At 67.8% G+C, this 13621-nt stretch carries 14 protein-coding genes; 9 read left to right on the top strand and 5 right to left on the bottom strand.

Annotated elements, in window-relative coordinates:
* Positions 1-3 precede the first annotated feature (3 nt).
* Positions 4-606 (bottom strand): GTP cyclohydrolase I FolE, encoded by a 603-nt coding sequence (folE, locus tag Y887_RS15170; protein ID WP_046965138.1) that lies wholly within the window; start codon positions 604-606, stop codon positions 4-6.
* Positions 607-736: 130 nt separating this feature from the next.
* Between folE and Y887_RS15165 the strand changes: the two genes are divergently transcribed.
* The 5 genes from Y887_RS15165 (at position 737) to Y887_RS15145 (ending at position 6076) form a co-directional block, all read left to right on the top strand.
* Entirely contained in the window at positions 737-1192 is a 456-nt protein-coding gene (locus tag Y887_RS15165; RefSeq protein ID WP_046965137.1) for a MarR family winged helix-turn-helix transcriptional regulator, read from the top strand.
* Between the two features lie 102 nt (positions 1193-1294).
* Positions 1295-1513, top strand: a complete 219-nt coding sequence (locus Y887_RS15160; RefSeq protein WP_074052590.1) for a DUF1656 domain-containing protein — start codon at positions 1295-1297, stop codon at positions 1511-1513.
* The gene (locus tag Y887_RS15155) at positions 1510-2433 is read left to right on the top strand and encodes an efflux RND transporter periplasmic adaptor subunit (protein WP_046965148.1); all 924 of its coding nucleotides are present in this window, start codon (positions 1510-1512) and stop codon (positions 2431-2433) included. The genes Y887_RS15160 and Y887_RS15155 overlap by 4 nt, the downstream gene beginning before the upstream one ends.
* A complete protein-coding gene (locus Y887_RS15150; protein ID WP_046965136.1) occupies positions 2430-3890 on the top strand; it encodes an efflux transporter outer membrane subunit in 1461 nt (486 codons plus the stop codon). The genes Y887_RS15155 and Y887_RS15150 overlap by 4 nt, the downstream gene beginning before the upstream one ends.
* Positions 3887-6076: an FUSC family protein gene (locus Y887_RS15145; protein WP_046965135.1), complete on the top strand. Its 2190-nt coding sequence runs from the start codon at positions 3887-3889 to the stop codon at positions 6074-6076. Before Y887_RS15150 ends, Y887_RS15145 begins: the two co-directional genes overlap by 4 nt.
* A 99-nt stretch (positions 6077-6175) precedes the next feature.
* Here Y887_RS15145 and Y887_RS15140 read toward each other — a convergent pair whose 3' ends face one another.
* Positions 6176-7537 carry an MFS transporter gene (locus Y887_RS15140; RefSeq protein WP_046965134.1) on the bottom strand — a complete coding sequence of 454 codons (1362 nt, stop codon included), beginning with the start codon at positions 7535-7537 and terminating at the stop codon, positions 6176-6178.
* Between the two features lie 113 nt (positions 7538-7650).
* On the bottom strand, positions 7651-8202 hold the full coding sequence (locus Y887_RS15135; RefSeq protein ID WP_046965133.1) for a YdeI/OmpD-associated family protein: 552 nt from the start codon (positions 8200-8202) through the stop codon (positions 7651-7653).
* A 189-nt stretch (positions 8203-8391) separates the two neighbouring features.
* Here Y887_RS15135 and Y887_RS15130 point away from each other — a divergent pair, with 189 nt between their 5' ends.
* Positions 8392-8940, top strand: a complete 549-nt coding sequence (locus Y887_RS15130; RefSeq protein ID WP_046965132.1) for an RNA 2'-phosphotransferase — start codon at positions 8392-8394, stop codon at positions 8938-8940.
* Between the two features lie 169 nt (positions 8941-9109).
* Positions 9110-10375: a phospholipase D-like domain-containing protein gene (locus tag Y887_RS15125; RefSeq protein WP_046965131.1), complete on the top strand. Its 1266-nt coding sequence runs from the start codon at positions 9110-9112 to the stop codon at positions 10373-10375.
* A 24-nt stretch (positions 10376-10399) separates the two neighbouring features.
* Here Y887_RS15125 and Y887_RS15120 read toward each other — a convergent pair whose 3' ends face one another.
* A complete protein-coding gene (locus Y887_RS15120; protein WP_046965130.1) occupies positions 10400-10924 on the bottom strand; it encodes a CcdC protein domain-containing protein in 525 nt (174 codons plus the stop codon).
* A 246-nt stretch (positions 10925-11170) separates the two neighbouring features.
* Between Y887_RS15120 and Y887_RS15115 the strand changes: the two genes are divergently transcribed.
* Positions 11171-11377, top strand: coding sequence for a hypothetical protein (locus Y887_RS15115; RefSeq protein ID WP_046965129.1), 207 nt, complete (start codon positions 11171-11173; stop codon positions 11375-11377).
* Positions 11364-12476 carry a type II toxin-antitoxin system RelE/ParE family toxin gene (locus Y887_RS15110; protein WP_046965128.1) on the top strand — a complete coding sequence of 371 codons (1113 nt, stop codon included), beginning with the start codon at positions 11364-11366 and terminating at the stop codon, positions 12474-12476. Before Y887_RS15115 ends, Y887_RS15110 begins: the two co-directional genes overlap by 14 nt.
* A gap of 455 nt (positions 12477-12931) precedes the next feature.
* On the opposite strand, the gene Y887_RS15100 is transcribed toward Y887_RS15110, so the two are convergent.
* A complete protein-coding gene (locus Y887_RS15100) occupies positions 12932-13492 on the bottom strand; it encodes a hypothetical protein (protein ID WP_084726062.1) in 561 nt (186 codons plus the stop codon).
* Positions 13493-13621 lie beyond the last annotated feature (129 nt).

The following is a 13621-nucleotide window of genomic DNA, read 5'->3' as shown; positions in this document are numbered from 1 at the left end:
GCCTCAACGCTTGCCGCCCACTTCGATGAACTGCAGGAATTCGGCGCGGGTGCGCGCGTCCTCGCGGAAGCTGCCCAGCATCTTGGAGGTCACCATGCTGACGCCGCGCTTGTGGATGCCACGGGTGGTCATGCACTCGTGCGAGCCTTCCACCACCACGCCGACGCCGCGCGGTTGCAGCACGTCCTGGATGCACTGGGCGATCTGCGCGGTCATCTTTTCCTGCACCTGGAAGCGCCGCGCATAGCTTTCCACCACGCGCGCCAGCTTGCTGATGCCGACCACCTTGCCGCGCGGCAGATAGCCCACGTGCACCTTGCCGATGATCGGCGCCATGTGGTGCTCGCAATGGCTTTCGTAGGAAATGTCGCGCAGCACGATCAGCTCGTCGTAGCCGGCCACTTCCTCGAAGGTGCGTTCCAGGTATTCGCGCGGTTCCTCGCGGTAGCCGCTGAACCAGTCGCCATAGGCTTCGGCGACCCGGCGCGGGGTATCCAGCAGGCCCTCGCGGGCCGGGTCTTCGCCGGCCCAGCGCAGCAGGGTGCGCACGGCGTCTTCGGCCTGGGCCTGGGTGACGGAAGAATCGGGCTGGTCGGACTGGCTCATGCGCAGGTGCACCCAAAGGGGGCGAGCATGGTACCCGAGGACGGGCCGGCGGCCCCAGTGGCGGTTGCGGCCGCTGGGCCGGGTTCGGTGACTATTGATTCATTGTTGAATTGATAGCATCCTAACTATTATGACGAACAGTGTTCTCTCTCCCCGCGCCCAGCTCAGCTCCGGCCTGTTGGTCGCCGCCCGCCAGTGGCAGCGGCTGGCCGACCAGGCGTTTGCCGAATTCGGGCTGTCCAGCGCCTGCACCGGGCCGCTGCTGATGGTCGGCCGCTCCGGCGGCGGCATCCGCCAGGTGGCACTGGCCCAGCAACTGGGCATGGAGGGCCCGTCGCTGGTGCGGCTGCTGGACAAGCTGGCAGCCCAGGGACTGGTCCGGCGCGAGGCCGACAGCAGCGACCGCCGCGCCAACCAGCTGTGGCTCACCGACGCAGGCCAGGCGCTGGTCGGACGCATCGAGATCCGCCTGGATGCGCTGCGCGCCGAGGTGTTTGGCGCACTCAGCGAGGCGCAGGTGCAGACCGTGCTGACCTTGTGGGAGCAGATCGCGCAGGCGCATGCGCGGCTGAGTCAGTCCGACTGAGCCCGCTGTCGGGCGTCGTGTCGCGACGCCGGTTGTGACGTTGCGGATGGCCCGGTGCGCATTGCGCACGGCGCCGGACGTGGTTGTTCCCCATTTCCCAGGATGTGCCCGATGTACGGCGAATTCAGTCTCTACGGTGTGTTCGTTCCCACCTTGCTGGCGTTGATGACGCTGGCCTACCTGCTCAACAGCGCCATCGGCGCGCTGCTGACCCGCGCCGGTGCGTATCGCCATGTCTGGCACCCGGCGCTGTTCAACCTGGCGCTGTACATCGCGCTGCTGGGCGGCCTGTTTTTCCTTACCCGTTGGATGCAATCGTGAAAAAGCTGATCAAGACCGCGGGGCCGGCGCTGCTGACCCTGGCGATGGTGGTGGTGGCCGCACTGGTGCTGCAGCAGTTGTGGCGCTACTACATGGAAGCGCCATGGACGCGCGATGCGCACGTGGGCGCCGATGTGGTGCAGGTGGCGCCGGATGTGTCCGGGCTGGTGGAATCGGTGGCGGTGGCCGACAACCAGGCGGTCAAGCGCGGCCAGCTGCTGTTTGTGGTGGACCGGGCGCGCTATGCGATCGCGCTGGAACAGGCCCGCGCCGCACTGGCCGAGCGCCAGGCCACGCTGAGCCAGCTGCGCCGCGAGATCGCGCGCGACCGCAGCCTGCAGGACCTGGTGGCCGCCGAAGATGCCGAGGTACGCCGCTCCAATGTGCAAAAAGCGCAGGCGGCGGTGGCCACCGCGCAGTCGGCGGTGGACCTGGCCCAGCTCAATCTGGAGCGCACCCAGGTGCGCAGCCCGGCCGACGGGCACGTCAGCGACCGCACCGTGCGCGTGGGCGATTACGTCAGCGCCGGGCGCCCGGTGGTGGCGGTGCTGGATACCGGCTCGTTCCGCGTCGATGGCTATTTCGAAGAAACCCGCCTGCACGGCGTGCATGCCGGCCAGCGCGTGGACGTGCGCCTGATGGGCGAGCCGGTGACCCTGCACGGGCATGTGCAGAGCATCGCTGCCGGTATCGAAGACCGTTATCGCAGCGGTAGCGCCGGCGCGTTGCCCAACGTCACCCCGGCATTCGACTGGGTGCGGCTGGCGCAGCGCATCCCGGTGCGCATCGCGCTGGACGACGTGCCCACGCACGTGCAGCTGATTGCCGGGCGTACCGCCACGGTGACGATCCTGCCCGATGCCACGCAGACGCCGTCCGCTGCCTCGCCTGCGCACGTGCAGGCAAAGGCCGCGCCATGAACCGCTTGCGCCTGCTCGGCCTGAGCGCTGCCGTCACCGTGCTGGCCGCCTGCAGCACGGTCGGCCCCGATTACGCACTGCCCGGTCAATCCGCCTACCGGCGGCCGGCCGCCAATGCCGCGTTCATCGACACCGGCAACGACCAGGTGCAGCCCGGCGCGCCGCTGCCGGCACGCTGGTGGGCGCTGTATCGCGACCCGATGCTCGACCGCCTGGTCGAACAGGCGTTGCGCGACAACGTCGAGTTGAAGGTGGCCAGCGCCAACCTGCGCCGCGCCGCAGCGGTGTACGAACAGGCCATGGATGCCGGCGGCTTCGATTACGAGGTGGAGGCCGGCGTCAGCCGCGCGCAGGTGTCGGCCGAAGCCTTCCTGCAGGAGGAAAAGCTGCCGGTGTTCAACCTGGCCGACGGCAAGTTGGGCGTGTCGTACCAGTTCGACCTGTTCGGCAAGCTGCAACGCGGCGCCGAAGCCGCGCACGCCGACACGCAAGTCGCCCAGGCCGCGATCGATCTGGCCCGGGTCAACGTGGCCGCGCAGGTCGCCGGCAGTTATGTGGAGATCTGCCATGCCAACCATGAGCTGCACGTGGCCGAGCATTCGCTGCAATTGCAGCAGCGCAGCCGCGAGATCACCCAGCGTTTGATCGCCGCCGGACGCGGCACACCGCCCGATCTGGCCCGCGCCACCGCGCAGGTGGCGATGCTGGAAGCGGCGCTGCCGCCGCTGCGCGCGCGCCGCCAGGCCGCCGGCTATCAACTGGCCGCATTGCTCGGCAAGACCCCGGGCGAGCTGCCTGCCGGTGCAGACGGCTGCGAGCACGCGCCGGCCTTGCAGCGACCGATCCCGATCGGCGATGGCCGTGCGCTGCTGGCGCGTCGCCCGGATGTACGCCAGGCCGAGCGGCGGCTGGCCGCAGCCACCGCGCGTATCGGCGTGGCCACCGCCGAGCTGTATCCGGAGATCCGCCTGGGTGGCTCGATCGGCGCCACCGGCCTGCTGGCGGACTTCGGCGAGCCGGCCACGCATGCCTGGTCGTTGGGCCCGCTGATTTCCTGGACGCTGCCCTCCAGCGGCGCGCATGCGCGCGTGCGCGCCACCGAGGCCGGTGCCGATGCCGCGTTGGCGCAGTTCGATCACACCGTGCTGCAGGCGCTGCGCGAGGTGCAGACCACGCTGTCGCGCTATGCGCAGGATCTGGACCGCCTGCATCTGCTGGAGCAGGCGCAGCAACAGGCCGAGCTGGCCTCGTCGCAAAACCGCCGGCTGTATCAGGGCGGGCGCACGCCGTATCTGTCCAGCCTGGATGCCGAGCGCACCCTGGCCACCGCCGACATGACGCTGGCCACCGCGCAGGCGCAGGTGTCGCAGGATCAGATCCAGCTGTTTCTGGCGCTGGGCGGCGGCTGGAACACCGACGCCCGCAGCGACGCCACCGCTGCCACTGCCGCGCGATGAACGCATTGCTGCGCGATCGCCAGGCCTGGCTGTTCTCGGTCAAGACCTTTGCCGCTTCGATCGCGGCGCTGTACGTGGCGCTGGCCGGCAATCTGTCGCGGCCGTACTGGGCGATGGCCACCGTCTACATCGTCTCCCAGCCGCTTCTGGGGCCTACCCGTGCCAAGGGCGTGTACCGCGTGCTCGGCACGCTGCTGGCCGGCGCGGCCACCTTGGTGATGCTGCCGAATCTGGTCGAAACCCCGCTGCTGCTGAGCGCGGCGATGGCGCTGTGGCTGTCGGCCTGCCTGTTCCTGGCGCTGCTCAATCGCGGCCCGCGCGGCTATGCGTTCTTGCTGGCCGGCTACACCACCGCCTTCATCGGTTTTCCTGCGGTGACCGCGCCGGAAGGCATCTTCGACACCGTGGTGGCGCGCAGCGAAGAGATCGTGCTGGGCACGGTGATGGCGGTGCTGTTCGCCTCGCTCGTGTTCCCCGCCTCGGTGCGGCCGATGCTTACCGCACGCATCGGCAACTGGATGCAGGACGCTGCGCAATGGTGCCGGCAGGTGCTGCAGCGTGGCGCCTCGCACGCGCCGCGCAATCGTCTGGCGGCGGACCTGGTGCAGTTCGAGGCCTTGATCGCCTTCGTCCGTCACGACGATCCGCGCCATGCCCCTGCGGCGCCGGCCATGGAGCAACTGCGCGCACGCATGCTGATGCTGTTGCCGGTGCTGTCGTCGATCGCCGATCGGCTGGATGCATTGCAACGCGATGGGTCTGCGCAGTCGCCTGATATCGGCGTGCTGCTGGAGGACGTCGCGGCCTGGGTGGATCAGGACGAGGACGCACGCAGCGATGCGGACGTCGACGCGTTGCGCGCACGCATCGCCGCACTGCGCCCGGTGGTGGATCAGGACATCGCGCATCTGCTGCTGGCGAGCTTGCTGCTGCGTCTGGAAGAATTGCTCGACCTCTGGCAGGACTGCCGCGCGCTGGAGCAGGCCTTGCTGCACGGCACTGCGTTGCCGGCGCTGCAGGCGTCGGCAGCAGGCTCTGCATCCGCAGCATCGGCCGACGTTGCGCGGGCAGACGCCGATGCGCGTTCGCGCAGGCAACCCTCGCTGCTGCAGCGGCGAGGCATGTCGCGGCCGCAGGCCGCTGCAGGCCTACCTGTCAGCGGCGCGCGGCACATCGACTTCGGCATGGCCGCGTTTTCCGCGCTGAGCGCGGGCTTTGCGCTGCTGGCGTACTGCGTGCTGTGGATCGGCATCGGTTGGGAAGGCGGCGGCAACGGCGCAATGATGGCGGCGGTCACGGCCGCCTTCTTTGCCGCGCAGGACGACCCCGCACCGAGCATGCTGTCGTTCCTGACCTGGGCGGTAGTGGCCAGCGTGGTCGCCGGCATTTACCTGTTCGGCGTCTTCCCGGCCATCCACGATTTCCCGATGCTGGTGCTGGTACTGGCGGCGGTCTTCCTGCCGATCGGCGCGTTGCTGCATCGCCCCAAGAGCATGTTGATCGCGCTGCCGCTGGTGGTGAACCTCACCGCCCTGCTCAGCCTGCAGAACACCTACAACGCCAACATCCAGAGCTTCGTCAACGCGGCGGTGGCGATGGTGCTGGGAATCGGATTTGCGGTGGTACTGACGCGGGTGTTCCGCTCGGTCGGCGCCGAATGGAGCGCGCGCCGGCTGGTGCGCCAGGGCTGGCGCACGCTGGCCGATGCCGCCGATGGCCGCGGCGCGCAGGACCGCCACCAGTTCGCTGCGCGCATGCTGGATCTGCTCGGCCTGCTCGCGCCCAGGCTGGCATTGGCGCCGCAGGGCAGCGACCTGGCCTCGGTGGATATGCTCAACGAAGTGCGCGTGGGCTTGAACATCCTGCAGCTGCGCAGTGCGCGGCATGGCTTGCCGCAGCCGAGCGTCGAGGCGGTGGACGCGATCCTGGTCGATGTTGCCAAACATTATCGGCTGCAGATTGCGCACAAACGCCCGTTACCGGGGCCGGAATCTCTGCGTGATCGTCTGGATCTGTCGCTGGCGCGCGTGGGCAAGGTGCCGGCAGGCGCACATCGCGATGAAGCGCTGTTGGGGTTGATCGGGCTGCGTTACAGCGTGTTTGCGCAGACGGCGCCGCAACGCTCTGAAGTATCAAGGATGCAGCTGCCTTTAGCCCCTCTCCCCTCGGGAGAGGGGTTGGGGTGAGGGTACGGGGCGAAGCCCTCGTGTCGTTCCAACTGCACGTGGCTTCGCTCGTACCCTCATCCGCCCTTCGGGCACCTTCTCCCGAAGGGAGAAGGAAGATTAGCGCTTGCGCTGATGCATCGCCGCTTCGTCGTCCAGCCAGTTGCTGCCCTTGTTGGTCAGGAAGAACATGTAGACCACCAACGACACCGCGATCACCGCCGTGGCGTAGATCACGAACTCGCTGACATGGCCGGTCTTCAACGAGGCCTGGTACAGCAGCGGCGCGGTACCGCCAAAGGCGGAGTTCGCCAGCGCATAGCCCAGGCCGACGCCCAGCGCGCGCACATGGGTGGGGAACAGTTCCGCCTTCACCACCGCATTGATCGAGGTGTAGCCGGTCAGGATCACAAAGCCCACGGTGAGGATCGCAAACGCGGTCAACCAGTCGGTCTGCTTGGGCAGCTCCATCACCAGGAACCAGGTGTAGAGCACCCCGCCGATCCCGAAGAACACCAGCAGGCTCTTGCGCCCGACGATGTCCGACAACCAGCCGCCCACCGGCTGCATCAGCATCAGCACCGTCAGCGCGACCAGGTTGATGATGGTGCCGGCCATCACGTCGCCACCGGCGAACGCGGTCTGGATCATCTTCGGGCCGGTCACCGAATAGGTGTAGAACGCGATCGTGCCGCCGGCGGTGATCAAAAAGCACAACAGCAGCGGGCGCCACTGATTGACGAACAGCTCGCGCATCGAACCCGACGCCTTGGCCTTGCCGGTGCGCGAGTCGGCGATGGATTCGGAGCTCAGCGACTCGTCCATGGTCTGGCGCAGCCAGAACACCACCAGCGCACCGATGCCGCCCAGGCCGAACGCCACGCGCCAGCCCCACTCGGACACCTGCGGCGCATCGAAGAAGTGCAGCATCACCAACAAGGTGGTCTGCGCCAGCACGTGGCCGCCGACCAGCGTGACGTAATGGAACGACGACAGGAACCCGCGTCGGCCGGGAATCGCCGCCTCGGACATGTAGGTGGCGCTGGTGCCGTACTCGCCGCCGGTGGCAAAGCCCTGCAGCAGGCGCGCCAGCAGCAGGATGATCGGCGCGGCGATGCCGATCGTGGCCACCGTCGGCGTCACCGCGATGACGAACGAGCACAGCGCCATCATCGACACCGAGATGGTCAACGCCAGGCGGCGGCCGTAACGGTCGGCGAAGCGGCCGAAATACCACGCACCGATCGGGCGCATCAGGAAGGTCATCGCAAAGATCGCCCACACGAACATGGTGGCGTTCTTGTCTTCCTTGGAGAAGAACTGCGATTCGAAATACGTGGCGAACACCGAGTAGACGTAGACGTCGTACCACTCGACCAGGTTGCCGGCCGATCCCTTGAGCGTATTGGACACCGAGCGGCGAAGGCTACCGGGTGCTGCGCCAGAACCGGCGGCGATCGGAGACGATGGGGGTGCGCTCATGCAGTCAGAACCTCATGGATGGGGCAGCCCCGGAGTATAGGTGCGCGCTTGTGTGACGCATGTAAGCATTTCGGCGCATATACAAGCGCAGCTCCAGATGCCGCGCGCCCGCTTCAGCCCGCTTTGCGCGTTGGCGCGGCAAGCGATTTGCTGTACATGCCCGACCGATCGAAACAGCACGCACGTCGCTTGCCGGAGGCAAGCATGTCGCAGGCGGTGGCGATGCGCTTGACCCGCGTCTGGGCCTTCTTCCCCGAGACGATCCAGAAGATCCAGTCGCGCCGCGCCACCGCAGTGATGTCGTCCCAGGTCGTCTGCGCGGCGGGATGCGCGGCAAGTGCGGCGTGCAGATCGTCGGGCACCACCGGCTCGGGTTCTTCTGCGACCGGCGCGATCGCCAACGCAACCTGCGCGCCGGCCGCAACGCCTGCGGCCTGCTGCAATGCGTGTTCGACCTTGAGCCAGTGCCCACCCTGCCCGTCGGGCTGCAAGGTCGCCTGCACGGGATGACCGGCCAGTGTGCCGGCCACGCTGACCATGCCGCGCGTCGGCAGTTGGTTGCTTGCGGTGGCGGGCAGCTGCACAAACAGCCAGGTGGCATCGGCTGGCGCTGCCGGTCGCAGCAGCGTCGCCTTGAAGCCGATGGTAGCGGCTGGCTTGACCATTGCGCGGACGATAGCACCGCGCAGACAGACGCGCAGCGACCATGCGCGCCGCACGCAGACGCCGCACCAGCGCCTTGCACACGCGCGAACAGCAGCACCGATCGCGCCTGCGCGGCGCTCAGGCAACCGCTCCATCGCCACCTGTAAACTGCGGCGTACCGGGCACACGGATCGTCCAGCGCAATCACCATGAGCCAGCACCACACCGAGACCAGCAAATTCCTCAGCTACGTCTTGCGGCATGCACCGGAGTCCATCGGGCTGGTGCTGGATCGCGACGGCTGGGTCGACATCGACGCGTTGGTTGCAGCAGCCAATGCCGACGGCAAGGCACTGGATGCGGCGTTGATCCGCGCGGTGATCTCCAGCAGCGACAAACAGCGTTTTGCGCTGTCTGCCGACGGCCTGCGCATGCGTGCGGTGCAGGGCCATTCGACGGCGAGCGTGGCCCTTGCGCATGTGGCAAAGGCGCCGCCAACGCTGCTGTACCACGGCACCGCCACGCGGTTTCTCGACGCGATCCTGCGCGAAGGCCTGCGCCCGGGCCAACGCCATCATGTGCATCTGTCCGCCGATGCGCAGACCGCCATGGACGTGGGCGCACGCTATGGCACGCCGGTATTGCTGATCGTCCAGGCCGGACAGATGCACGACCAGGGCCTGCCGTTGTTTCAGGCCGACAATGGCGTGTGGCTCACCGACGCGGTACCGGTGGCGTTTCTGACCCGCGCGGGCTGACGCGCGGACGCCGGCAACTGCCGCTGTGCGCAGCGGCGTGTGTCGCAGCACTGCGGCAGTGCCTGGCAACGCAGCGCACGCGCCTGCCTTCACGGCCCCCATGCCGCCCGCCTTGCCAGAATGCCGGCCGCTTGGGGCTGTCGATGGCAGGGGAACCGGAGTTGGATGCATGACATGGATCATCGTGGCCACGGTCGTCGCCACACTGGTGGTGGGGCTGCTGCTGCTCAACTTCGCCACGCCCGAGAAAAAGCTCGAGCACATCCCCAGCCACTGCTACGACGTCGCCGACCCGCAGTTCAAACGCGAGATGTCGGTATTGCTGGGTCCGGCGATCCTGCCCGGCAACAGGATCCAGGCGCTGCACAACGGCAGCGAGATCTTCCCGGCGATGCTGGCGGCCATCCGCAGCGCGCAGCAGACCATCACCTTCGAAACCTACATCTACTGGTCGGGCGAGATCGGCCGCGAGTTCAGCCAGGCGCTGTCCGAGCGCGCGCGCGCCGGGGTCAAGGTGCGCGTCACCATCGACTGGGGCGGCAGTTTGAAGATGGATCCGTCGCTGGTCGAGGAGATGACCGATGCCGGAGTGGAGGTGCACCGCTACCGTCCGCTGACCTGGTACAACCTGCACCGCGTCAATAACCGCACCCATCGCAAGCTGCTGGTGATCGATGGCCGCATCGGCTTCACCGGCGGCGTCGGCGTGGCCGACCAGTGGATGGGCGATGCGCAGGATCCCGAGCACTGGCGCGATTCGCATTACCGTATCGAAGGCCCGGTGGTGGCGCAGGTGCAGGCCGCCTTCAACGACAACTGGATCAAGAGCACCGGCCGCGTGCTCAACGGCGCCGAGTACTACCCCGCGCTGTCGCCGGCCGGCGACAGCGACGCGCAGCTGTTCGTGGCCTCGCCGGCCGGCGGCAGCGAAAGCATGCACCTGATGTATCTGATCGCCATCGCCGCGGCGCGCAGCTCCATCGACCTGGCCGCGGCCTACTTCGTGCCGGATGCGCTGATCACCCGCTCGCTGCTGGAAGCGCGTGCGCGTGGCGTGCGCATCCGCGTCCTGCTGCCGGGCGAGCATATCGATGCGGTGTCGGTGCGGCTGGCGTCCAAGGCCAGCTGGGAGCCGCTGCTGCAGGCCGGCATCGCCATCCACGAATACCGGCCCACCATGTTGCACACCAAGCTGCTGATCATCGACACCTTGCTGGTGTCGGTGGGCTCGACCAACTTCGACATCCGCTCGTTCCGCCTCAACGACGAGGCCAGCCTGAATGTCTACGACCGCGCGCTGGCCACACAGATGACCGAGGTGTTCGAACGCGACCTGCAACGCGCCGAGCAGTACACACTGGAGCGTTGGCGCGCGCGGCCGCTGCGACAGAAGCTGGGCGAGAAGCTGGTCTTCCCGTTCCGCTCGCAGGTGTGACGCGGCGGCGCCCTGCGCACCCGCTCACACCGGCGCGCACACCCCGGCCTGCAATCGCAGCTGGCGCAGGCGCCACCACACCCCGCCCACGTGCACCAGCGAATACAGCACCAGCGCAGCGGCAATCCCCAGGGTCAGCGGGCTGGCCTGCGACCCGGCAGCGGCCGAACCCTCGCTGAAAGCGCCCGACGCCCAGCGCCAGGCCAGCCGGCCCAGCAGCACCAGCATCAACGCGCCGCCGATCCATGGATTGGGCGTGTACCAGCCCTGGCCGTCCACCCATTCGGCATGCGTATAGCGCAATGACAACGTGCCCAGCCCGATACCGGCCGCCGTTCCCAGCGCGATGCCCAGCCGCACCTGCGGTAATCCGTAGACCGCAAACGCCAGCGCGGCGGCGGCGATGACCAGCACGAGTGCCCGCACCGCCGTGCTAACCGGCTTCCACTGCTGGCGACCGAAGCTGCGGCGCAGACGCCGGTAGTAGATGAAGGCGATGGCCGCCATCGACAGGTATGGGGTGAACGGCGCGATGGCAGCAGCGGGCATGACCAGTCCTTTGTGGGTGAAGTGACCGCTGCAGGATGAAACCCGCCCGCACCGCGGACAAGGTGCCAAGTGTCACTTTCTACGGCCGGCCGCGTGTCGCCGCGGCGGCACCCTTGCGGCCCGGCGCCTCCGGGCCGCCGCTGCCATCGCATCCGGTGAACGCCGCGCACGCGCGCCAGCCATTGCCACACGCGGATCCGGGCCGCGGCGGTAGACTTGCCGGCAGTACTCCCCCACCGCAGTGCCATGTCCGCCATCAAGCACCACGCCCAGACGCTGATCGACACGCTGCCCGAGACGGCAGGCTGGCAGGACGTGGTGCGCGTCGTGGAGGCGGCCAGCTTCCAGGCCGCGGTGCTGGACGGGATTGCCGCAGCCGACCAGGGCGCCATCACCGCACCGGCCCAGGTCACCGCACTGTTCGCCAGATGGGGCGTTGATGTTGCGGCGTGACTGGACCGTCCCGGCCGCCAAGCAGCTCGCCCACGCCCAGGATCACTACCACGCGCTCAACCCGACCATTGCCGCGGCGATGGCGCGGCATGTGCTGGAAGCCACCCGTACCCTGGCCGAGCAGCCAGGGCGTGGCCATGCCGGCCGCGTGCCGGGTACCCGCGAGTGGGTGGTCAAGCACACGCCTTACGTGCTGGTCTACCGCGTGCGCGAGGACGCGCTGCAACTGCTGCACGTCCATCTGGACCCCAGCGACTGGCTGCTCCGCAGCGAGCCGCTGATCGAACGCATCGAGCCGTGGATTGCCGCGCTGATCAGCGCGCTGCTGCATGTGCTGATGCTGCTGATCCTGCTCTCCGCCTCCACCCCCAGCATGACCCCGCCGCAAGGCTCGGCCAGCGGTGGGCGGACCAAGGTGGATTTTGTCGGCGACACCGACCAGCCGCAGCAACCCACGCCTTCGCCGACGCCCACCCCGCCCTCGCAGACCCCCGCGCCGGTGCAGCCGCCGCCGGCCGCATCGCCGCTGCAATCGACCCTGGTCCAGAACGCCAGGAACCCGGTGCCGCCGCAGGGCGATACCCGCCGCGGCAGCCTGGCCGAGCAACGCCGTGCACGACCGGTGCAGCGTCCCACCCCGCCTCAGCCGCCGGCCGAACCGTCATCGCCACCGCAACGCCGCCCGGAAACCTGGACCGGCCGCCCACCGGGCATGCTCGACGAACCCGCCGACGCCGCCGAAGACGGCAGCGCCAACACGCCCACCATCAGCGAAGGCCGTCGCCGCGACCGCAGCAATGCCCAGCCCAGCATGGATATCGGCGGCTTCCAGGTCTATTACGACGTGCGCAGCGAAACCCAGCTGCGCGCGTGGAAGGAGCAGGGCATGCAGGAGATCGCCATCATCCTGCCCGGCACCCAGCAACGCATGGTCTGCCCGCTGGATGTCGCGCTCAAGCGCGGCTCCAGCAAATGCCGCCTGCTGCCGCCGGATTCGCCGGAACTGAAATCCATCGGCGATGCGCGCGAGGTCATCAACATGATGGAGGTCTATCGCCAGGGCGAACCGGTCTGGCGTGGGCCGGGGCCGTATCGGTGAGTGGTGACCAGGTTGGCCCCGGATTTCACTTGCCCGCCAGTGCTGGTCGGCATCGCCGTGATGCCGCAGGGCCGCAAGCGAACCACGTGCATGCACGGCTGGAAAGCGATGTATTGCCACTGGTCAATGGGCGCCTGCTGGCGCTTGACCTGGACGCATCGCACCCATTCGCGACACGCGCATCCAAAGCCAGAACCGCAGGACGCACACTCGGTCGCGCCGACGCCTACATCGCTGCGACAGCAACCGCGCAAGGCTTGGCCGTTGCCACGCGCGACACGGCACCCTTTGCGGCGATGGGGCTGGACATCATCGACCCGTGGAGGTGATCCGGAGCGTGCGGCGATACACCGTCCTTCCGGCACCGATCTCTGGCGCACTGCTTTTGAAAGCAGCGACCGCACGAGCCGAAGCTGTCTCCGGCTCGTGCGCCGATTCCCCGGCGGTCGCCGGCATCAGCTCCCCTGGTCTTTTGCCAGCTTGGTCCCCAGTGCTCCCTTGAACGGCGCCGGATTGCTGGTCACCAGGCAGTTGTAGGTTTTGTCGCTGTTGAGCACCAGCACGGACGACTGCGGCCCCTTGAAATCCAGCCCGACCGAAAACAGCACATAGGTGTTGGGCAGCGCGCCCGGTCGAAACGCGCCGAAGCCATACTCACCGGACAAACCCAACGGCGACAGCGGCACCGTCAGCATCAGTGGCTGCGTGGCCACAGGAGAGGGCAGCGACGAGGAAGCAGACATGATCTTGGACTGCACGTCGATCGAATACTGGGTGGTGACCACCAAGCCCAGGTATTTGGAACCCATTGCCGACACCTGCTTGCGACACGCGGCGATGTCTTCGGGCTTCTGATCCTGCTGGCCGGTCTGCAGCGTGGCAAACACGTGGGTCAACGTGACCTTGTCCGTCCCGGTGACCGGTGCTGCAACGGCAGCGTCCATGCACAACGCGGCCACGACCAGTGAGAGGCCGCAGGCCACAAGCGCACCGCGAGAGCGGGTTTTCTGTGTCATTTCGATCACTCCTTGCTGTGTGATGCAAGGTGCCGACAGCCGCTATTCGCGCGGCGGCCGCTTGCGCCTTGACTGGACAATCGCAACGGCACCTGTGCATACCGCCAGGCGGCAGATGATCGATTGCGT

Source organism: Xanthomonas pisi DSM 18956 (genome assembly GCF_001010415.1).
Classification (GTDB): Bacteria; Pseudomonadota; Gammaproteobacteria; order Xanthomonadales; family Xanthomonadaceae; genus Xanthomonas; species Xanthomonas pisi.
This window is presented reverse-complemented; position numbering and strand designations above follow the sequence as displayed.

Bases quoted from the DNA above. Each gene is read 5' to 3' on its own strand.
- Y887_RS15100 (WP_084726062.1), bottom strand. From the start codon at position 13,492: ATGACACAGAAAACCCGCTCTCGCGGTGCGCTTGTGGCCTGCGGCCTC.
- Y887_RS15120 (WP_046965130.1), bottom strand. From the start codon at position 10,924: ATGCCCGCTGCTGCCATCGCGCCGTTCACCCCATACCTGTCGATGGCG.
- Y887_RS15115 (WP_046965129.1), top strand. From the start codon at position 11,171: ATGTCCGCCATCAAGCACCACGCCCAGACGCTGATCGACACGCTGCCC.
- Y887_RS15140 (WP_046965134.1), bottom strand. From the start codon at position 7,537: ATGAGCGCACCCCCATCGTCTCCGATCGCCGCCGGTTCTGGCGCAGCA.
- Y887_RS15110 (WP_046965128.1), top strand. From the start codon at position 11,364: ATGTTGCGGCGTGACTGGACCGTCCCGGCCGCCAAGCAGCTCGCCCAC.
- Y887_RS15150 (WP_046965136.1), top strand. From the start codon at position 2,430: ATGAACCGCTTGCGCCTGCTCGGCCTGAGCGCTGCCGTCACCGTGCTG.
- folE (WP_046965138.1), bottom strand. From the start codon at position 606: ATGAGCCAGTCCGACCAGCCCGATTCTTCCGTCACCCAGGCCCAGGCC.
- Y887_RS15130 (WP_046965132.1), top strand. From the start codon at position 8,392: ATGAGCCAGCACCACACCGAGACCAGCAAATTCCTCAGCTACGTCTTG.
- Y887_RS15145 (WP_046965135.1), top strand. From the start codon at position 3,887: ATGAACGCATTGCTGCGCGATCGCCAGGCCTGGCTGTTCTCGGTCAAG.
- Y887_RS15135 (WP_046965133.1), bottom strand. From the start codon at position 8,202: ATGGTCAAGCCAGCCGCTACCATCGGCTTCAAGGCGACGCTGCTGCGA.
- Y887_RS15125 (WP_046965131.1), top strand. From the start codon at position 9,110: ATGACATGGATCATCGTGGCCACGGTCGTCGCCACACTGGTGGTGGGG.
- Y887_RS15165 (WP_046965137.1), top strand. From the start codon at position 737: ATGACGAACAGTGTTCTCTCTCCCCGCGCCCAGCTCAGCTCCGGCCTG.
- Y887_RS15160 (WP_074052590.1), top strand. From the start codon at position 1,295: ATGTGCCCGATGTACGGCGAATTCAGTCTCTACGGTGTGTTCGTTCCC.